At 60.3% G+C, this 20,902-nt stretch carries 16 protein-coding genes; 9 read left to right on the plus strand and 7 right to left on the minus strand.

Annotated elements, in window-relative coordinates:
* The first annotated feature begins 10 nt into the window (after positions 1 to 10).
* A complete protein-coding gene (locus tag AACY25_RS05015; protein WP_090249029.1) occupies positions 11 to 592 on the plus strand; it encodes a superoxide dismutase in 582 nt (193 codons plus the stop codon).
* Between the two features lie 482 nt (positions 593 to 1,074).
* Entirely contained in the window at positions 1,075 to 3,138 is a 2,064-nt protein-coding gene (locus AACY25_RS05020; protein ID WP_339522898.1) for a putative bifunctional diguanylate cyclase/phosphodiesterase, read from the plus strand.
* 61 nt (positions 3,139 to 3,199) lie between these two features.
* Here AACY25_RS05020 and AACY25_RS05025 read toward each other — a convergent pair whose 3' ends face one another.
* Together AACY25_RS05025 and AACY25_RS05030 are read right to left on the minus strand one after the other, a co-directional pair.
* Positions 3,200 to 4,090, minus strand: coding sequence for a GIDE domain-containing protein (locus AACY25_RS05025; RefSeq protein WP_445262126.1), 891 nt, complete (start codon positions 4,088 to 4,090; stop codon positions 3,200 to 3,202).
* A gap of 9 nt (positions 4,091 to 4,099) precedes the next feature.
* On the minus strand, positions 4,100 to 4,672 hold the full coding sequence (locus tag AACY25_RS05030; RefSeq protein ID WP_275960815.1) for a LemA family protein: 573 nt from the start codon (positions 4,670 to 4,672) through the stop codon (positions 4,100 to 4,102).
* Between the two features lie 200 nt (positions 4,673 to 4,872).
* Between AACY25_RS05030 and AACY25_RS05035 the strand changes: the two genes are divergently transcribed.
* The 7 genes from AACY25_RS05035 to AACY25_RS05065 all read left to right on the plus strand — a co-directional run bounded on the left by AACY25_RS05035 (position 4,873) and on the right by AACY25_RS05065 (position 16,451).
* A complete protein-coding gene (locus AACY25_RS05035) occupies positions 4,873 to 6,207 on the plus strand; it encodes an imelysin family protein (RefSeq protein WP_339522903.1) in 1,335 nt (444 codons plus the stop codon).
* Between the two features lie 423 nt (positions 6,208 to 6,630).
* A complete protein-coding gene (locus AACY25_RS05040) occupies positions 6,631 to 8,046 on the plus strand; it encodes a di-heme oxidoreductase family protein (RefSeq protein ID WP_339414116.1) in 1,416 nt (471 codons plus the stop codon).
* Positions 8,047 to 8,056: 10 nt separating this feature from the next.
* Positions 8,057 to 9,118 (plus strand): imelysin family protein, encoded by a 1,062-nt coding sequence (locus AACY25_RS05045; RefSeq protein WP_339414117.1) that lies wholly within the window; start codon positions 8,057 to 8,059, stop codon positions 9,116 to 9,118.
* Between the two features lie 9 nt (positions 9,119 to 9,127).
* Positions 9,128 to 10,237, plus strand: coding sequence for a DUF1513 domain-containing protein (locus tag AACY25_RS05050; protein ID WP_339414171.1), 1,110 nt, complete (start codon positions 9,128 to 9,130; stop codon positions 10,235 to 10,237).
* A 193-nt stretch (positions 10,238 to 10,430) separates the two neighbouring features.
* Entirely contained in the window at positions 10,431 to 12,056 is a 1,626-nt protein-coding gene (locus AACY25_RS05055) for a methyl-accepting chemotaxis protein (RefSeq protein WP_339414118.1), read from the plus strand.
* Between the two features lie 190 nt (positions 12,057 to 12,246).
* Positions 12,247 to 13,377: an efflux RND transporter periplasmic adaptor subunit gene (locus tag AACY25_RS05060; protein WP_339522905.1), complete on the plus strand. Its 1,131-nt coding sequence runs from the start codon at positions 12,247 to 12,249 to the stop codon at positions 13,375 to 13,377.
* Positions 13,378 to 13,403: 26 nt separating this feature from the next.
* Positions 13,404 to 16,451 carry a multidrug efflux RND transporter permease subunit gene (locus AACY25_RS05065; RefSeq protein WP_339522906.1) on the plus strand — a complete coding sequence of 1,016 codons (3,048 nt, stop codon included), beginning with the start codon at positions 13,404 to 13,406 and terminating at the stop codon, positions 16,449 to 16,451.
* Between the two features lie 73 nt (positions 16,452 to 16,524).
* Here the strand turns inward: AACY25_RS05065 and AACY25_RS05070 are convergent, their stop codons facing one another.
* From AACY25_RS05070 to AACY25_RS05090, 5 genes are all read right to left on the minus strand, one after another.
* Positions 16,525 to 16,752: a hypothetical protein gene (locus AACY25_RS05070; RefSeq protein ID WP_339523836.1), complete on the minus strand. Its 228-nt coding sequence runs from the start codon at positions 16,750 to 16,752 to the stop codon at positions 16,525 to 16,527.
* A gap of 597 nt (positions 16,753 to 17,349) precedes the next feature.
* Positions 17,350 to 18,993, minus strand: coding sequence for a chaperonin GroEL (gene groL, locus AACY25_RS05075; RefSeq protein WP_339522907.1), 1,644 nt, complete (start codon positions 18,991 to 18,993; stop codon positions 17,350 to 17,352).
* A gap of 59 nt (positions 18,994 to 19,052) precedes the next feature.
* Positions 19,053 to 19,346 (minus strand): co-chaperone GroES, encoded by a 294-nt coding sequence (locus AACY25_RS05080; RefSeq protein ID WP_296132517.1) that lies wholly within the window; start codon positions 19,344 to 19,346, stop codon positions 19,053 to 19,055.
* A gap of 234 nt (positions 19,347 to 19,580) precedes the next feature.
* Entirely contained in the window at positions 19,581 to 20,030 is a 450-nt protein-coding gene (locus AACY25_RS05085; RefSeq protein WP_339522910.1) for an FxsA family protein, read from the minus strand.
* A 63-nt stretch (positions 20,031 to 20,093) separates the two neighbouring features.
* Complete coding sequence (locus AACY25_RS05090; protein WP_339522912.1) at positions 20,094 to 20,825, minus strand: HugZ family pyridoxamine 5'-phosphate oxidase; 732 nt, start codon at positions 20,823 to 20,825, stop codon at positions 20,094 to 20,096.
* Positions 20,826 to 20,902: the final 77 nt, after the last annotated feature.

Raw genomic sequence — 20,902 nt, forward strand, 5'->3', positions numbered from 1 at the left:
GAGATAAACCATGGCTTTCGAATTGCCGCCGCTGCCCTACGCACATGACGCCCTGCAGCCGCACATTTCCAAGGAAACCTTGGAGTTCCACCACGACAAGCACCACAACACCTACGTCGTGAACCTGAACAACCTGGTCCCAGGCACCGAGTTCGAAGGTAAAACCCTGGAAGAGATCGTCAAGACCTCTTCCGGTGGCATCTTCAACAACGCCGCTCAAGTCTGGAACCACACCTTCTACTGGAACTGCCTGGCGCCAAACGCTGGTGGCCAGCCGACTGGCGCCCTGGCTGACGCGATCAACGCGGCCTTCGGTTCCTTCGACAAGTTCAAGGAAGAGTTCAGCAAAGTTTCCATCGGCACCTTCGGTTCCGGTTGGGGCTGGCTGGTGAAGAAGGCTGACGGCTCCCTGGCTCTGGCCAGCACCATCGGCGCCGGCTGCCCGCTGACCAGCGGCGACACCCCGCTGCTGACCTGCGACGTATGGGAACACGCCTACTACATCGACTACCGCAACCTGCGTCCGAAGTACGTCGAGGCGTTCTGGAACCTGGTCAACTGGGACTTCGTAGCGAAAAACTACGCCGCCTAAGTACCTGCGTTACCCACAAGAAACCCGGCCCAGTGCCGGGTTTCTTGTTTTTGCGAGCAAGGATCCGCCACCGCGTGCAGTCCAAATAACGTCTCCTCGTCACGTGGACACGTGCTAGGCCCGCGACTAGCGCATTCCCGCGAAGCGCTGTTGAGCGCCTTATCGCTGGCCGCCCGGACCAGGGCGAAACCTCGCCTGCAGCCATCCTTAACAAGCGAGTATTGATCGCCGCTCCTCTCTATAAACATGAGTGCGTAAGGCAGGACAACTCTCACCCCGAAGAAAAACCGCCCAACGGCACTCAAGCCATAAGCAACTCGCACCGACACAATGCACGCAGTCAACACGCTGCCAGCGTCCGCGCCATTGCCGCACAGATAATTTGTTCGACAAAGTTTGATAATGGCCCTTTGACTGCAAGCGCGACTTTGCCAATACTCACTAGCGTCTGACGCCGAAGGCCTCGAACAAGGAACCACCATTTGAAGCTGGAACTCAAAAACAGCTTGTCACTTAAGTTGCTCCGCGTAGTGCTGTTATCAGCACTGATCGTCGGCGTAGTCTTGAGTCTCGCGCAGATTGTTTTCGACGTTTACAAAACACGTCAGGCGGTGGCCAACGATGCACATCGCATTCTCGGCATGTTCCGCGATCCCTCCACCCAGGCGGTCTACAGCCTGGACCGGGAAATGGGCATGCAGGTCATCGAAGGGCTGTTCCAGCATGAGTCGGTGCGCATGGCCGCCATCGGCCACCCCAACGAGCCGATGCTGGCGGAGAAAGCCCGCGAGCAAGTCGACATACCTACTCGCTGGCTGACCGACCCGATCCTCGGCAAAGAGCAAAACTTCACCACCCAGCTGGTTGGGCGCGGCCCCTACAGCGAATACTACGGCGACCTCAGCATTACCCTCGACACGGCACCCTACGGTGAAAACTTTGTCACCAACTCGGTGATTATCTTTATCTCCGGCGTGCTGCGCGCCCTGGCCATGGGCCTGGTGCTGTATTTGGTCTATCACTGGCTGCTGACCAAACCGCTATCAAAGATCATCGAGCACCTGACCAACATCAACCCGGACCGGCCTAGCGAGCACAAGTTGCCGATGCTCAAGGGCAACGAGAAGAACGAGCTGGGCCTGTGGATCAATACCGCCAACCAGTTACTCTCCTCCATCGAACGCAACACCAACCTGCGCCGTGAAGCGGAAAACAGCCTGCTGCGCATGGCCCAGTACGACTTCCTCACTGGCCTGCCAAATCGTCAGCAACTGCAACAACAACTCGACCAGATTCTCGAAGACGCCGGCCGCCTGCAACGCCGCGTGGCCGTGCTGTGCGTGGGCCTGGATGATTTCAAAGGGATCAACGAACAGTTCAGCTACCAGACCGGTGATCAGCTGCTACTGGCGCTGTCTGACCGCCTGCGCAGCCACAGTGGGCGTCTCGGCGCCTTAGCCCGTTTGGGCGGCGACCAGTTTGCCCTGGTCCAGGCCGATATCGAGCAGCCTTACGAGGCGGCCGAACTGGCGCAGAGCGTACTCGACGACCTCGACAACCCCTTTATGCTCGACCAGCAACAAGTGCGTCTGCGCGCCACCATCGGCATCACTCTGTTCCCGGAAGATGGCGACAGCACCGAGAAGCTGCTGCAGAAAGCCGAACAGACCATGACCCTGGCCAAGAGCCGCTCGCGCAACCGCTACCAGTTTTATATCGCCAGCGTCGACAGCGAAATGCGCCGCCGCCGCGAGCTGGAAAAAGACCTGCGCGACGCCCTGGCCCTGAATCAGCTGCACCTGGTCTACCAACCGCAGGTGGATTACCGCGATCACAGCGTGGTCGGCGTCGAAGCACTGCTGCGCTGGCAACATCCGCAACACGGTTTCGTGCCACCGGACCTGTTTATTCCGCTGGCGGAACAGAACGGCACCATCATCCCGATTGGCGAATGGATCCTCGACCAGACCTGCCGCCAGCTGCGCGAATGGCACGACCAGGGCTTCACCGAGCTGCGTATGGCGGTCAACCTGTCCACCGTGCAATTGCACCACGCCGAGCTGCCACGGGTGGTGAACAACCTGATGCAGGTCTACCGCCTACCACTGCGCAGCCTGGAGCTGGAAGTTACCGAAACCGGCCTGATGGAAGACATCAACACCGCTGCCCAGCACCTGCTTAGCCTGCGCCGCTCCGGTGCGCTGATCGCCATCGATGACTTCGGTACGGGCTACTCCTCACTGAGTTACCTGAAGAGCCTGCCGCTGGACAAGATCAAGATCGACAAGAGTTTCGTGCAGGACCTGCTGGAAGACGAAGACGATGCCACCATCGTGCGCGCCATTATCCAGTTGGGTAAGAGCCTCGGCATGCAGGTTATCGCCGAGGGCGTGGAAACCGTCGAGCAGGAGGCTTACATCATCGCCCAGGGCTGCAACGAGGGTCAGGGCTACCTGTACAGCAAGCCGCTGCCCGCGCGTGAGCTGACTGCCTACCTGAAGCAGGCGCGACGGCTGAACAGCGCCGCCAACCCCGCAACGCTCTGACGCCAGACGCAAATGAAAAAGCCCGCCAATTGGCGGGCTTTTTCATGCACAGCGCTTTTACCTAAAAGCTGTTGATGCCGAGCAACCATGCCACTGCCAGCGCGCCGGCCAGGCATAACACTGCACCGCCAGCTGCCTGCCAGTAGAACTGCCGCACCAGCTCATCCTCACCAGCGCAGGAAAGAATAAACGGCTGCGCCTCACGCGGTTTAGCCAGATGATGCTGCGCCGGCTGAGCGCTTTGCTGGCGATGCCGATCCTCGGCCTCCAGGCTTGCGGCCAATTGCACCCGCTGCCATTCACGCTCATCCAACTGACCATTGCCGTCGCTGTCGAAGCGCTGCAGCAGGCCGCCAAAGTCGCCCTTCCACTCGCGAATCACCGCGCCTTGAGCGGCCGGCAGATCCAGCCCCTGGCGACCGCCACCGCTGCTGCGAAAATCACCGATGGCATACAGCGGCTGGCCGGTATGCAAACGCTCCTCGGTATAGCGGTAACGCCCATCATTGCTGAACAGCGCGCGCCAGCCGGTTTTCGCCACGCCCAAGGGATGGCGCAAACTGCCTTTCCAGACCTCACGAGTAAGTGGCCGCACCTGAGCACCACGTGGGTCGATCAAGCAACTGCCGGTATTGTCGTCAAGTTGCAGCAACGCCTCGCTGCTGCCGCTTTCCAGAGTGCGCCAGCTGCGTTTCTTGCCGCTTGAGGTGTATTCCTCGATCTTGTAACGCCACCACAGGCAGGGCGTATTCGTCAGTGGCCCAAGCAGCTGCGGCTCGGAGCTATCGCTCAACACACCGTAGAACTCGACATAGCCCTGAGCCGCCGAGCGAATCTTTGAAGTCGGCGTATCGAGCAAATGCCGCGCCTGGGAAAAACGCTGCACGAACCACCACGCGCCACCCGCACTGATCGCCACGCTGCAAGCCAAGCCAACAAGCTGCCCTTGAATTTCCACGGCTTAGCCAAACAGCGACTTGAGGTCGACATCGGCTTTCTCGCCCTCGCTGAACTCCAGCAGCGCCGCCTCCTTGAAAGCGAAAGCGCGAGCGACGATCACGTCGGGGAACTGCTCAATACGCACGTTGTTCAGATTAACCGCCTCGTTATAGAGCTCGCGGCGGTCGGCAATGCCGTTTTCCAGGCCGCTAATGCGCTGCTGCAGATGCTGGAAGCTCTCGTTGGCTTTCAGCTCCGGGTAATTCTCCGCCAGGGCGAACAGCTGCCCCAGCCCTGCGCGTAGGCCCGTCTCGGCCTTGCCCAGGGCATTCATGTCACCTTTGGCCTGGGCACTGGAAACCGCCTGGCGTGCTGCAATCACCGCTTCCAACGTACCGCGCTCGTGCTGCATGTACTGCTTGCAGGTTTCCACCAGTTTGGGCAACTCCTCATGGCGCTGCTTGAGCATCACATCGATATTCGACCAGGCCTTGCTCACGCCATGCTTCAAACGCACCAGCGCGTTGTAAAGCATCACGGCATACGCCGCGAGCAGGACCAACAGCACAATGATGACAACACTGGTAAGGCTCATGCGGAACTCCTGAATGGTGCTTGAAGGCAGCTGTAGTGGCATTTTAGCCCTATCGAATGGCTCAATCGCAGACTTTGCCCACAGCTCGCGGTGAAAAATCCACATTGACCCTTTGCGCAAAATGAAAATCTTTCGCATTATGTTTCGGTTTTTGTACCCGCGTGCGTGGGTGCCCACTCTCACCAGCAAAGGATTCCGCCATGCTCCGTATGCCCCTGGCCTCTGCCAGCCTGCTTGCCATCGCCATTTCACTCGCCGGTTGCGGTGAAGACAAAGCGCCGGCCACCCAAGCTGCCGCACCTGCTGCCAGCAGCGTAAGCGCCCCGGCAGCGGCTACCAGCCAAGTCGATGAAGCCGCCAGCAAAGCGGTGGTCAGCCACTACGCAGACCTGGCCCTGGCCGTATTCAACGATGCCGCCAGCACAGGCAAAGCCCTGCAAGGTGCCATCGATGCCCTGCTCGCTAACCCAAATGACGACACCCTGAAAGCCGCCCGCGAAGCGTGGTTGGCTGCCCGTGTGCCTTACATGCAGTCTGAAGTATTCCGCTTCGGCAACGCCGTGGTCGACGATTGGGAAGGCCAGCTGAACGCCTGGCCGCTGGACGAAGGCCTGATCGACTACGTCGCCAAGGACTACCAGCACGCTCTGGGCAACCCAGGTGCCAGCGCCAATATCATCGCCAACACCGAACTGCAGGTCGGCGAAGACAAGCTCGACGTCACCAGCATCACCCCGGAGTTGCTGGCCAGCCTGAACGAATTGGGCGGTTCCGAAGCCAACGTCGCCACCGGCTACCACGCTATTGAATTCCTCCTCTGGGGTCAGGACCTGAACGGCACCAACCCAGGCGCCGGCGAGCGTCCAGCTAGCGATTTTGTAGTGGGCGAAGGCGCCACCGGTGGCAACAATGAACGCCGCCGTGCATTTATCAAGGCCGCTGCTGATTTGCTGGTCAGCGACCTCGACGCCATGGTTGTGCAGTGGCAAGCCGGCAACGCCGACAACTACCGCGCCACGCTGGAAGCCGAATCGGCTGAAAACGGCCTGCGCAAAATGCTCTTCGGCATGGGCAGCCTGTCCCTCGGCGAACTGGCCGGCGAGCGCATGAAGGTCGCGCTGGAAGCCAACTCAACCGAAGACGAGCACGACTGCTTCAGCGACAATACCCATAACTCGCACTTCTACAACGGCAAAGGTATTCGCAACGTTTACCTGGGTGAGTACAAGAAGGTCGATGGCACCACCCTGACGGGCCCAAGCCTGTCGTCGCTGGTGGCCAAGGTTGACGCCGACGCTGACAGCACCCTGAAAGCCGACCTCGAAGCCAGCGAAGCCAAGTTGCAGGCTCTGGTCGACAGCGCTGACAACGGCAAGCACTTCGATCAACTGATCGCCGCCGACAACGCCGAAGGCCAGCAGATCGTTCGTGACGCCATCGCGGCACTGGTCAAGCAGACCGGTGCAATCGAGCAGGCAGCCGGCAAGCTGGGGATCAGTGATCTCAACCCCGATACCGCTGACCACAGTTTCTAAACAATTTAGGACTTGCTGCAACTCGCGAAGTCCGAAAATTGGTAGTACATAAGAAGCCGCGACTCCTTAACGGAGTTGCGGCTTTTTTGTGGCCTGCCATCCCTGGCGGCCCCCCCTTCGGGGCCGTCGCTACGCGACGTCAAAAATCGCTCCCGGCAATTTTTTGTGACCTGCACTTCCTCGCGAGCCCACCTTCGGGGCCGTCGCTACGTGACGTCAAAAATCGCTCCCGGCAATTTTTTGTGGTCTGCACGTCCTCGCGAGCCCACCTGCGGGGCCGACGCTACGCGATGCCAAGAATCGCTTAGGGCGATTTTTTATAGCCTGCGACCTTTGACCACCACCGATAATGCAAATCCGTCTTATTTAAAACTGATCAGACTGTTAAGATCGCCGCCTGTTTTTTCCTGCGGATGTCCTTTCATGTTTGCGCCGCATCGCATTGCGCTGCTGTTGGCCTTGAGCCTGAGCCTGGTCGCCTGCGATAAAAATCCACAGTTCACTGAGGCCGAGCCCGGCGAAGCCTTGTCTGCGGGCAGCACCACCGTGCGCAAGGCAGATCAGAACGCCTTCTCCCTGCCGTCAGCCAATCTGTCGCCCTTACGGCGCCTGGATTTCAGTGTCGGCAACAGCTTCTTTCGCAACCCCTGGGTCAGCGCACCAGCAACCACTACCGCGCGTGACGGCCTCGGCCCGTTGTTCAACACCAACGGCTGCCAGAACTGCCATATCAAGGACGGCCGCGGCCATCCGCCGGCGCCTGATGCGCAGAGCGCAGCGTCGATGCTGGTACGCCTGTCGATTCCATCGGGCAGCGAGCACGCCGAAATCATCCAACGCCTCGGCGTACTGGCCGAACCCACCTATGGCGGCCAGCTGCAGGACATGGCCAACCCGGGCGTCGCGCCCGAAGGCAAGGTGCGCGTCAGTTACAGCACACAATTGGTCAACTTTGCCGATGGTCATCAGGTCGAGCTGCGCAAGCCCAAGCTAGAAATCAGCCAGCTCGGTTACGGCGCCCTGCATCCCGACACGCTGGTCTCCGCGCGCATCGCCCCGCCGATGATTGGCCTCGGCCTGCTCGAAGCGATCCCCGAAGCGGCCATCCTGGCCAATGCCGACCCCGAGGACGGCGATGGCGATGGCATTTCCGGGCGCGCCAACCAGGTCTGGGACCGCGAGCAGCAACGCACGGTGCTCGGCCGTTTCGGCTGGAAGGCGGGCCAGCCGACGCTCAACCAGCAAAATGCCGAAGCCTTTGCCAACGATATGGGCCTGACGAGTACGCTGATTGCCCATGACAATTGCACAATGGCGCAAACCGACTGTGGCAACGCACCCCACGGCGGCGAGCCCGAGGTCAGCGACAACATCCTTGCCAGCGTGCTGTTTTACACCCGCAATCTCGGCGTGCCGGCAAGACGCGGCGCCGATACGCCGCAGGTGCTCGCCGGCAAAAACCTGTTCCACCAGACCGGCTGCCAGGGCTGCCATACCCCGCAATTCACCACCGCTGCCGATACTGCCGAGCCTGAATTGGCCAATCAGCTGATTCGCCCCTATACCGACCTCCTGCTGCACGACATGGGCGAAGGCCTGGCAGACAACCGCCCGGAATTTCTCGCCAGCGGCAGTGAGTGGCGCACCCCGCCGCTGTGGGGCATCGGCCTGACGGAAACGGTCAACGGCCATACCCAGTTCCTGCATGACGGTCGCGCGCGCAACCTGCTGGAGGCCATCCTCTGGCACGGCGGTGAGGCCGAGGCGGCCAAGCAGCAGGTGCTGACTTTCAATGCCGACGAGCGCGACGCGCTGTTGGCGTTTCTGAATTCGTTGTAAGGAGCCGCAGATGATCCGCTCACCCCTCACGCTCGCCCTGCTTAGCCTCACGCTCACTGCCTGCAGCCCAAGCAATCCGCAGCAGCAGGTCAGCCGCGCGCTTACCGATGGCGTGTTACTGCCGATTTACAGTGCCTGGAGCGAAGCTGACCGACAGCTGGCCGTCAGCGGCCAAGCTTTCTGCAGCGGACAACAGAGTCTGACCGACGCCCGCCTGGCATTCAGCAGCGCGCAAAGCGCCTGGGCCGCCGTGCAACCGGTGGCCTTCGGCCCGCTAGCCGAAGGCAACCGCGCCTGGCAGGTACAGTTCTGGCCGGACAAGAAGAACCTCGTGGCGCGTCAGGTCGAGGCGCTGGTCAACAGCAAGCCCGAGCTGACCCCAGCCGATCTGGATAAATCCAGCGTCGTGGTGCAGGGCCTGACCGCCTATGAATACCTGCTGTTCGACCCAGCCATCGACCTGGGCGTCGCCGAACAGAAAGCCCGCTACTGCCCGCTGATCGTCGCCATCGGCCAGCACCAGCAAGCGCTGGCCGCCGATGTGCTGAGACAGTGGCAAGCCAAAGACGGTATGGCCGCGCTGCTCAAGGACTTCCCCAACGCCCGCTACGCCGAAGCCCCGGAAGCAGTTGCAGAACTGCTGCGCACCCAGGTCAGCGCCCTCGACGGACTGAAGAAAAAGCTCGGCACGCCACTCGGCCGCCAGAGCAAAGGCCAGCCGCAGCCCTACCAGGCCGAAGCCTGGCGCAGCAAGGCCAGCCTGGCCAACCTCGCCGCCAGCCTGGCCAGTGCCGAACGCATCTGGCTGGGTGCCGAGCAGAATGGCATTCAAGCACTGCTCGACAGTGATCAAGACGCACTGAAACAACGTATTAATGCCGCCTACAGCGACACCCGCCAGCGCCTGGCCGCGGCCCAGCGCCCGCTCGGCGAACTGCTTAGCGACGAAGCCGGTCGTGTTGAGGTCAATGCGCTATATGACAGCCTGAATGTTTTGCATCGCCTGCATGAGTCCGAGCTGGCCAAGACCCTGGGCATCCAACTGGGCTTTAACGCCCATGACGGTGACTGAAGCATGCAGATCAATCGCCGCGCCTTTCTCGGGCTGAGCATCGCTGCTGTTGCCGCTACGGCAGCGGCCGCCGGCGCTTACGGCGGCTGGACGTTGATGCACAACAGCGCGCAGCCGCTACTGCTATCGGCGCGCAACGACAGCGCCGGCAAGCACTTCGCAGTGGGTTATAGGCTGGATGGCAGCCAGGTATTTGCCACCCAGGTCAGCGAGCGCTGCCACGATGTGATTGGCCATCCGTTTCTGCCGATGGCACTGTTTGTCGGCCGCCGCCCGAGCACCCAGAGCTACCTGATCGACACCCGTGACGGCCGCCTGCTGCAGACCCTGAATTCACCCAACCAGCGCCACTTCTATGGCCATGCGGTGTTCCATAAGGACGGCGAATGGCTGTACGCCACCGAGAACGACACCTCTGACCCCGGTCGCGGCGTACTCGGTGTCTATCGCCTGCAAGGTGAACAGTTGCTGCGCAGCAGCGAACTGTCGACCCACGGCATCGGGCCGCACCAGCTACTCTGGCTGCCAGACGGTGAAACCCTGGCGGTGGCCAACGGCGGCATCCGCACCGAGGCCGACAGCCGGGTGGAAATGAACCTTGATGCCATGCAGTCCAGCCTGGTGCTGCTGCGCCGCGACGGCAGCCTGATCAGCCAGGAGCAGCTGCCCGAACGGATGAACAGCGTGCGGCATATGGCCGTAGCCAGCGACGGCACCCTGGTCAGCGGTCAGCAATATATGGGCGAGGCCAGCGATGTGGTGCCACTGCTGGCGATCAAACGCCCCGGCCAGCCCTTCCAGCACTTCCCGGTAGCCGAGGCACAGCGCCAGTTGATGAGCCAGTACACCGCCAGCGTGGCGATCCACAGCGAGCGGCGTCTGCTAGCGTTGACCGCACCGCGCGGCAACCGGGTGTTTATCTGGGATCTGGACAGTGCCGAGCTACGCCTGGATGCGTCCCTGGCCGACTGCGCCGGCGTTGGCGCGGTAGCCGAAGGCTTTGTGGTCAGCAGTGGCGTCGGCCGTTGCCGCTTATATGACTGCCGCAGCGCCGAGATCAGCAGCCTGCCGCTACAACTCCCCGCAGGCCTGTGGGACAACCACCTGCGCCTGGCCTAGACCGCCCCACCGCTGAATCTGTAACACGCCTGCGGCACGTTAAAGAACGCTGCCGCAGAGCCGATCTATACTCCTAGCGAGCCGCTGCTTCTCGGCAATCCGGCCCAGCTGATACCAGTCGATAGGGATCTTCGCAGTTCGGGCGCGTTCAGCGTCACTGGCATCCCGCCTCCCACACTCAGGGGTATGACCCATGTTTCTGCAAAAATCCTTGCGCGCGCAAATCCTCGCCCTGCTCGGCGGCAGCCTGGCGCTGATTCTGGTCACGGCACTGGCCTGCTTCAGCTTCCTTTCCAACGGCATGCAGTCCTATCGGGGCCTACTTGAAGGACCGTTGGCGGCTTCGACGCTGATCGAATCGACCAACCTGAACTTCAAGACCCAAGTGCAGGAATGGAAGAACGTGCTGCTGCGTGGCAGCGACAAAGCCCAACTGGACAAATACTGGAGCCAGTTTGAAACGCAGGAGCGCAAGGTGCAGGACTTACTGGGCAAATTGAGCGAACTGGCCAGCGCCGACCGTGCACTGAAAACCAAGGTCGACGCGCTGCGCAGTGAGCATCAGACACTCGGCGCCAATTACCGCAAGGGCCGTGATGCTTTTGTCGCCGCCGGTGGTGACGCTGCGGTCGGCGACAAGGCAGTCTCCGGCATTGACCGCAACACCACGCAGCAGTTGGAGGCACTGTCCAGCGAACTGCATGAGCAGAGCCTGGAGCAGGCCAACCTGATCAACGCCTCGGCAGATCGCACCATTACCTTCGGCACCCTGCTGATGCTCGGCGCTACCGTGGTGATCGCGTTGTTCAGCCTATGGCTGATCAACCGCAACCTGATCAATCCAATCCGCGAGCTGATCGAGCATATTGCGCAACTTAGCCAGGGTAATTTCGGTAAGCGCGTCGACTCCACCCGCCAGGACGAGCTGGGTAATCTGGCCGTTGCCGCGAATATTCTGCGCGACTTCCTCTCCGACACCTTTACCCGCTTGAAACGCAGCACGGCGGACCTGGACATCGCCAGTGGCGAACTCAACTCCATCGCCACCCTGATGGCCCAGGGCACACGCGAACAGTTCTCGCGTACCGATCAGGTCGCCACTGCCATGCACGAAATGTCCGCCACCGCTCAGGAAGTCGCACGCCACGCTGCCGAAGCCGCCGGCGCGGCCGATGCTGCCGATAGCGCGGCGCGTCAGGGCGAAACGGTGATGCAGGCGACCATCAAAACCATTACCGATATTCGCGGCGAAATCAGCAACACCTCGGAGGTGATTCGCCGCCTGGAAGCCGATAGCGGGCGCATCGGCAAGGTACTGGAAGTAATTCGCGGCATCGCCGAGCAAACCAACCTGCTGGCGCTCAATGCCGCCATTGAGGCTGCCCGCGCCGGCGAACAAGGCCGCGGTTTTGCCGTAGTCGCGGACGAGGTGCGCACCCTGGCGCAGCGTACCGCCGAGTCCACCGCAGAAATCCACCAGATCATCGACACCGTACAAACCGGCGCGGTGAATGCGGTACGCGCCATTGAAAGCGGTCAGCAGCGCAGCGAGGAAGGCGTGACTCAGGTCACCGAGGCCGGCGCGACGCTGCAGCTGATCACCAGCGCGGTGGAAGCGATCCGCGATATGAACAGGCAGATCGCCACCGCCGCCGAAGAGCAGACCTCCGTGGCCGAAGACATCTCGCGCAACCTTACCGAGATCACCGCCATCGCCACCGCCAACCAGGAGAACGTGCAGCGCACCGAAAGCGCCGGGCAAAACCTGCAAGTCCTCTCTGGCCAACTCAACGAAGTGACCCAACGCCTGAGTGCCTGAGCAGCACAGCGCAACACACAAAATGCCAGCTTATGCTGGCATTTTGCTTAAAAAGCACTTGATCAATCAGGCAACTTTTGCACAACAACATTTTGCAAATGCGAATCTTTGACAGGCCTTGGCGCGCGGTCTAAGGTGCCCCTCTTGCCTATTCCCAGGCTATTCAACCGCCTTGCCAAGGAACCGGAATATGTTGCTCCGCCGCATGCTGATCATGCTCGGCGCAGTACTCGTCGTGGTACTCGCCCTCGCCGCCTACAAAGGCTTTTCCATCTACCAACAAGTGCAGATGTTCTCGGCACCGCAGCCCGCCATCAGCGTCGATGCCGCAACGGCAGAAGAACGCCCGTGGCAGGGTCGCCTGCCAGCCATCGGTACGCTCAAGGCTTTCCAGGGCGTTGACCTGACCGTGGAGGTCGGCGGCACCGTACAACAGGTGCTGTTCCGCTCTGGCGAGCAGGTCACCCCGCAGCAACCGCTGATTCAGATGAACAGCGACGTTGAACAGGCCAGCCTGGCCACCGCCGAAGCTGAACTGGGCCTAGCCCGCGTCGAATTCGAGCGCGGCCGCAGCCTGGTCAACCGCCAGAGCATTTCGAAAAGCGAGTTTGACCGCCTGTCCGCCAGCCTGCAAAAGGCCAACGCCAGCGTTGCTCAACTGAAAGCCATGTTGGCGAAGAAGCGCATCAATGCACCGTTTGCCGGCACCATCGGCATCCGTCAGGTCGACGTCGGGGACTACCTATCCTCGGGCACCACCATCGCCACCCTGCAGGACCTGAGCAAGCTCTACGTCGACTTCTTCCTGCCAGAACAGGCGGTGCCCAAACTGGCCATCGGCGAGCGTGTGCGTTTCAGCGTGGCGGCTTACCCGAACGAGGTGTTCGAGGGCGAAATCGTTGCGATCAACCCCAAGGTCGAAGACACCACCCGCAACGTGCAGGTGCGCGCCATGCTGGTCAACTCGGACAACAAACTGCTGCCCGGCATGTTCGCCAACCTGGAAGTGCTGTTGCCCGGCGAGCAGAACCTGATTGTCGTCCCGGAAACCGCCATCACCTACACCCTGTATGGCAACTCGGTATACGTGATCGGCGAGAAAAAAGCTGACGAAGGCCAGCCGGTCAAAGACGACAAAGACCAGGCCGAGCTGGTAGTCGAACGCCGCTTTGTCGAAACCGGTGAGCGCCGCGACGGCCAAGTGGTGATTAACAAAGGTCTGCAGGCCGGTGAGCAGGTGGTGTCCGCCGGCCAGCTGAAGCTGGATAGCGGCGCCCACGTCAGCATCGCCAATGCCCAGGCCAAGCCGAGCGCCGAGTAAACGCGCAGGCGTAAAGGAATATATTTATGGCTTTTACTGATCCCTTTATCCGTCGCCCGGTATTGGCGACTGTGGTCAGTCTGTTGATCATCCTGCTTGGCTTCCAGGCATTCAGCAAACTGACCATCCGCCAATACCCGCAGATGGAAAACGCCCTGATCACGGTGACCACGGCCTACCCCGGGGCCAATGCCGAAACCATCCAGGGCTATATCACCCAGCCGCTGCAGCAGAGCCTGGCCAGCGCCGACGGCATCGACTACATGACCTCGGTGAGCCGGCAGAACGTGTCGATCATTTCGATCTATGCGCGTATCGGCGCGAACAGCGACCGCTTGTTCACCGAACTGCTGGCCAAGGCCAACGAGGTGAAGAACCAGCTGCCGCAGGACGCCGAAGACCCGGTGCTGAGCAAGGAGGCCGCCGACTCCACGGCGCTGATGTACATCAGCTTCTACAGCCAGGAGCTGAGCAACCCGCAGATTACCGACTACCTGTCGCGGGTGATCCAGCCCAAGCTGGCCACCCTGCCCGGCATGGCTGAGGCCGAGATTCTCGGCAATCAAGTGTTTGCCATGCGCCTGTGGCTCGACCCGGTGAAGATGGGTGCTTATGGCGTGACCGCCAGCGATGTGAATGACGCGGTGCGCAAATACAACTTCCTCGCAGCTGCGGGTGAAGTAAAAGGCGAATACGTGGTCACCAGCATCAACGCCGAAACCGACCTGAAGTCGGCCGAGGCCTTCGCTGCCATCCCGCTGAAGACCGTGGGCGACAGCCGCGTGCTGATCCGCGATGTGGCGCGGGTGGAAATGGGTGCGGAAAGCTACGACTCGATCAGCTCCTTCGATGGCACACCCTCGGTGTACATCGCCATCAAGGGCACGCCGGGGGCCAACCCGCTGGACGTGATCAAGGAAGTGCGCAAGGTTTTGCCGGACCTGGAAGCGCAGCTGCCGCCGAACCTGAAAGTCTCCATCGCCTATGACGCCACGCTGTTTATCCAGGCCTCGATCGACGAAGTGGTGAAGACCCTCGGCGAAGCAGTGCTGATCGTCATCGTGGTGGTGTTCCTGTTCCTCGGCGCGTTCCGCTCGGTGCTGATCCCGGTGATCACCATCCCGCTGTCGATGATCGGCGTGATGTTCTTTATGCAGCTGATGGGCTACTCGATCAATCTGCTAACTCTGCTGGCCATGGTGTTGGCCATCGGTCTGGTGGTGGACGACGCCATCGTCGTGGTGGAGAACATCCACCGGCATATCGAGGAAGGCAAAACGCCGTTCGATGCAGCCATCGAGGGCGCGCGCGAGATCGCCGTACCGGTGGTGTCGATGACCATCACCCTGGCGGCGGTGTACGCGCCTATCGGCTTCCTGGAAGGCCTTACCGGCGCGCTATTCAAGGAATTTGCCCTGACCCTGGCCGGCGCGGTGATCATCTCTGGCATCGTCGCGCTGACCCTGTCGCCGATGATGTGCGCCAAGCTGCTGCGTCATGAAGAGAATCCGTCGGGCCTGGCGCACAAGCTCGATCAGATCTTCGACAATCTCAAGCAACGCTATCAGCGCGCCCTGCATGGAACCCTGGATACCCGTCCGGTGGTGCTGGTGTTTGCGGTAATCGTCATGTGCCTGATCCCGGTGCTGCTCAAGTTCACCAAAAGCGAACTGGCCCCGGAAGAAGATCAGGGCATCATCTTTATGATGGCCAGCGCACCGCAACCGACCAACCTGGAATACCTGAACAAGTACACCGATGAGTTCGTGACCATCTTCAAGGAGTTCCCCGAGTACTACTCCTCGTTCCAGATCAACGGCTTTAACGGTGTGCAGTCGGGTATCGGCGGCTTTCTGATGACGCCGTGGAACGAGCGCGAGCGCACGCAGATGGAGATTCTGCCGGAGGTACAGGGTCGCCTGTCGCAGATCGCCGGCCTGCAGATCTTCGGCTTCAACCTGCCGTCCCTGCCGGGCACCGGTGAGGGCCTGCCGTTCCAGTTTGTGATCAACACGCCTAATGACTATCAGTCACTGCTGCAGGTGGCTGAGAAGGTCAAGAAACGGGCCGTGGAGTCAGGAAAATTTGCCTTCCTCGATGTTGACCTGGCCTTCGACAAACCGGAAGTGGTGGTGGAAATCGACCGCGAGAAAGCCGCGCAAATGGGCGTATCCATGGAAGACCTCGGTCTGACCCTGGCCAGCCTGCTCGGTGAAGGTGAAATCAACCGTTTCACCATCGACGGGCGCAGCTACAAGGTGATTGCCCAGGTCGAGCGCGCCTACCGCGACAATCCGGAGTGGCTGGGCAGCTACTACGTGAAAAGCGAAAGCGGTGCGATGCTCGCACTGTCGACCCTGGTCAAGGTCAGCGACCGCGCGCGGCCGACCCAGCTCAACCAGTTCCAGCAGCTCAACTCGGCGATCATCCAGGGCGTGCCAATCGTCAGCATGGGTGAAGCCGTCGAGACGGTGACGCAGATCATGCGGGAGGAAGCGCCAGCAGGTTACGCCTACGACTTCGCCGGTGCGTCGCGCCAACTGGTGCAGGAAGGCAACGCGCTGTACATCACTTTCGGCCTAGCCCTGGCGCTAATCTTCCTGGTGCTGGCGGCGCAATTCGAGAGTTTCCGCGACCCGCTGGTGATCATGATCACGGTGCCGCTGTCGATCTGTGGCGCCTTGATTCCGCTGTTCCTTGGCCTGTCGAGCATGAACATCTACACCCAGGTGGGCCTGGTGACACTGATTGGCCTGATCACCAAACACGGCATTCTGATTGTCGAGTTCGCCAACCAGCTGCGCCGCGAGAAAGGCCTGTCACGCCGTGAGGCGGTCGAAGAAGCGGCGGCAATTCGCCTGCGTCCGGTGCTGATGACGACCGCTGCTATGGTGTTTGGCATGGTGCCGTTGATTCTGGCAACCGGCGCCGGCGCAGTGAGCCGTTTCGATATCGGGCTGGTGATCGCCACCGGGATGTCGATTGGTACGCTGTTTACCCTGTTCGTGCTGCCCTGCGTATACAGCCTGCTGGCACAACCCGACGCTCCCAATAAGCCGGCTAACGCCCACTGACAGCCTCAGCACCACATAAAAAAGCCCTGCATTGCAGGGCTTTTTTATGTGCGTCAGTAAGAATTAAAGAAGATTAACCTTGCACACCTGCCCCCTGGGACAGGCTGAACATCAGCAGCAACAAATCATGATCCGGGCGCACGATCTCGGCCGTTCGTTCCTGCCGCGGTAATGGGCAATAACCCAACTGCTCGTTAAGGGTGATGACCTGAGGGCTGGCCTCCTGCCAGGCAGCCGCTGCGAGCGAGACCACGCTGAGCGCGGTCACCAAGAATAAACCTCGTGCGATTTCTAGCTTCATCACTGCAACCTCTTGATAGCGCTGCCAAACGCTGTTTATAGACCCTAGATCACTGATACCGCAGCGTCGCGCTTTGCGACCAGCGGTCGTTACTGCCGGACTCTGCCGACAACTCCATCCAGATCATCCTGATCCACAAGCAAGCCATTTAGCGGCCAGGCTTCGAACCACATTCGCACCAATGGTTCCATCCTCGAACAAACCAAGGATTGGTGGGCGCGTGCATACACCTGAGGGTAACAATCTAGAAGTCACCTAATTGCCCAACTGCATCAGCATGGTGCGACATAGAACCTGCGGTCTTAAAACAGCCGCAGGCGAAACCGTAACCGGTACAACCCCCAGCCACACGGCAAAAGCGGCATGCTAGAGCACATCCAGGTGAGGTCAAAACACGGAGGCGGCAATGCTGACCAGCAGCACAGCGCAAATTGACAGGCTCCAGTCCGGGAGCGCGCATCACACAAAGCAATTGGCGTACCGCTTTGCCGCGAGGGACTGTTATAACCGAGAAAAATGAAAACCCCGTGACAGGCACGGGGTTTTCTTTACAGCGTGCAAGCCGCCGGGCGGCGGCCTGCGAGGGGCCAGGCTGGCTTACATCATGCCGCCCATGCCACCCATGCCGCCCATGTCCGGCATACCGCCGCCAGCAGGCTTGTCTTCAGCCACTTCAGCGATCATTGCTTCGGTGGTGATCATCAGGCTGCCGATCGAAGCTGCAGCTTGCAGCGCCGAACGAGTAACCTTGGCCGGATCGAGAATACCCATCTCGATCATGTCGCCGTAGGTGTCGGTTGCGGCGTTGAAGCCGTAGTTACCCGAACCCTGCTTGACCTTGTCGACCACTACGCTTGGCTCGCCGCCAGCGTTGGAAACGATCTGACGCAGCGGTGCTTCAACAGCACGACGCAGCAGAGCGATACCCACGTCCTGATCGGCGTTGTCGCCTTTCAGCTCACTTATGGCCTGCAGAGCGCGTACCAGAGCCACGCCACCGCCAGGTACCACGCCTTCTTCAACGGCTGCGCGGGTCGCGTGCAGGGCGTCGTCAACGCGGGCTTTCTTCTCTTTCATTTCAACTTCGGTACCAGCACCGACCTTGATTACGGCAACACCGCCAGCCAGTTTGGCCAGACGCTCTTGCAGCTTCTCTTTGTCGTAGTCGGACGAGGTGTCTTCGATCTGCTTACGAATCTGCAGTACGCGCGACTCGATATCCGCTTGAACGCCTGCACCGTCGATGATGGTGGTGTTCTCTTTGCTGAGGATCACGCGCTTAGCGTTACCCAGGTGCTCCAGGGTAGCGCTTTCCAGGCTCAGGCCGATCTCTTCAGAGATCACGGTACCGCCAGTCAGCACAGCGATGTCCTGCAGCATGGCCTTGCGACGGTCACCAAAGCCTGGCGCCTTGACGGCAGCGACTTTAACGATACCGCGCATGTTGTTCACAACCAGAGTCGCCAGGGCTTCGCCTTCAACGTCTTCGGCCACGATCAGCAGCGGACGACCGGACTTGGCCACAGCTTCGAGAACTGGCAGCAGTTCGCGAATATTGGAGATCTTCTTGTCGACCAGCAGGATCGCCGGAGCGTCGAGCTCGGCAACCATGGTGTCCGGCTTGTTGATGAAGTATGGGGACAGGTAGCCACGGTCGAACTGCATGCCTTCAACAACCGACAGTTCGTTTTCCAGGCCCGAACCTTCTTCAACGGTGATCACGCCTTCTTTACCGACTTTTTCCATAGCTTCGGCAATGATTTCGCCGATGGAGGTGTCGGAGTTGGCGGAGATCGAACCGACCTGAGCGATGGCTTTAGTGTCAGCGCAAGGCTTGGACAGGTTCTTCAGCTCGGCAACAATGGCGATAGTCGCCTTGTCGATGCCGCGCTTGAGGTCCATTGGGTTCATGCCAGCAGCGACGGCTTTCAGGCCTTCGTTGACGATGGCTTGAGCCAGAACGGTCGCAGTGGTGGTGCCGTCGCCTGCGTCATCGTTAGCGCGCGAAGCAACGTCTTTAACCAGCTGAGCGCCCATGTTCTCGAAGCGATCTTTCAGCTCGATTTCTTTGGCAACGGAAACGCCGTCTTTGGTGATGGTCGGAGCACCGTAGCTCTTCTCGATGATCACGTTACGGCCTTTTGGGCCGAGGGTCGCTTTTACCGCGTCAGCCAGAACGTTGACACCAGTGAGCATTTTCTTGCGGGCGGAATCGCCGAATTTAACTTCTTTAGCAGCCATGATGGTTATTCCTTAATTCGTTCAAATAGAGCGGAATTCGTAGCGACGGGGCGCTGAAATCAACCTTCAACGACAGCGAGGATTTCGCTCTCGCTCATTACCAGCAGGTCTTCACCGTCAACTTTCACGGTGTTGCTGCCGGAGTAAGGGCCAAACACCACTTTGTCGCCGACTTTGACGGCCAGGGCGCGCACTTCACCGTTGTCCAGCACGCGGCCGGTACCGACAGCGAGGATTTCACCGCTGTTGGCTTTCTCGGCAGCGGAACCTGGCAGCACGATGCCGCCTGCGGTTTTCTTTTCTTCTTCGCTGCGACGGATTACGACGCGGTCATGCAGAGGACGAAGCTTCATTGTCGATCTCTCCCAATAGGTGGTTTTTCGGCCGGTGTATTCACCGGCGGGTTAGCAAAATCCGGCGAGGCCGGTTGCGTTGCGCCAGGCGCAACGCTGAAGTCTGAATCTGTCTGACGACAGAAAACCTTGCGGTGACCGCTACATAAGGGCGCACAAGAGGATTTCAAGGGCAGAGGATGATTATTTTTGCGATCAACGCTGCCAAAACGAGGCCTGTAGGTGCGGCCAGGTTCAATCGCGGCGTTCGTATTCGCCTTCCAGCACATTGGGGCGGACTTGCCCGGAGCGCGCGGCCTGGTCGTCGAAAAAGGCGCGCTGACGCATGGCCTGTTCGGCGGCACGCAGGCGTACTTTGTTAACCAGTAGGCGGCGGGTGAAGGGGATCAGGCAGAACACACCAAAGATGTCGCTGATAAAGCCAGGGAGCAACAGCAGACCACCACCCACGGCAATCAGCAGGCCTTCGAGCATTTCCTGTTCGGGCAACTCACCGCGGGAAAGCTTTTCCCGCGCACGCCAGGCCGTGGCAACACCCGCGACACGCAGCAAAACGCTGCCGAGGATGGCAGTGCCGATGACCAGCAACAGGGTCGGCAATACGCCGATGGCGCTGCCCACCTGAATCAGCAGAGCCAGCTCAATGAACGGAAACAGCAAAAACAGAAACAGAAATGCACGCATCAAAGGGTCCTTAACGGAAGATCAGCTTCCTATGAGACTGAAGTATGGGGTGTTGAACTGAATTCAAGCTGAAGTCTGATCACCGGTAGGCCAGCCGTCGGCGCGGGCCAGTGCCACCAGGGCCTGGCGCACCTCCAGAGGACTGTTACAGGATGTTGGAAAGGCCAACCAATACAGGCTCTGGCCAATGCGCAGATGAAACCCTTCGCTGTCTATGCCGACCAGCTCGGCTGGCGCATGAGCAGGCAAACCGGTCAGTTCGACATAGTGGGCAATGGCGTTGGCATGATCGCTGTTCATATGTTCGAGCATGCTGTTTTCACTTTCGCCAGCAAAGGGGTTGGCCAGGGCCACCTGATCCAGCCAGTGGATCGCACCAAACCCACCGATATAGCGCCAGCGTACCGGCTCCAGGCGCCAGAAGTCGAAGTCATGGGCCTGGTGATAACCGCGTGAGTCAGGGAAATAGCGGTAATAGCGCTGCGCCGCCGCAGTGATCTGCACCTCGTCATCCAATTGTCGCGCGTGCGCGAGCAAAGTAAGGCGGCCGACCGCCTGCACATCCTCCGCGCCACGCTCGCCCACCAACAGCGAGCATTTGCCGTCCTGCTTGAGGTTATGGGTGTGCTGGGCGATGCGACTGATCAGAATCAGCGGGTAGCCCTCAGCATCCAGGCAATAGGGCACCACTGATCCGAAAGGGAAACCCGGCATGGCCTTGGAATGGGTGCTGAGCACGCCGCGGTATTCCTTGAGCAGCAATTCTCGGGCATGCTTGCCGGCTTTCACGCTCACCTTATGACTCCTTGCACAAAATCCGTCACAGAACGGGAGGCGCCTAGATTAACCGCCGGCAGGGCCACACGACACCA

Origin of the sequence: Pseudomonas sp. EA_35y_Pfl2_R111, assembly GCF_963970955.1 — a bacterium.
GTDB lineage: Bacteria > Pseudomonadota > Gammaproteobacteria > Pseudomonadales > Pseudomonadaceae > Aquipseudomonas.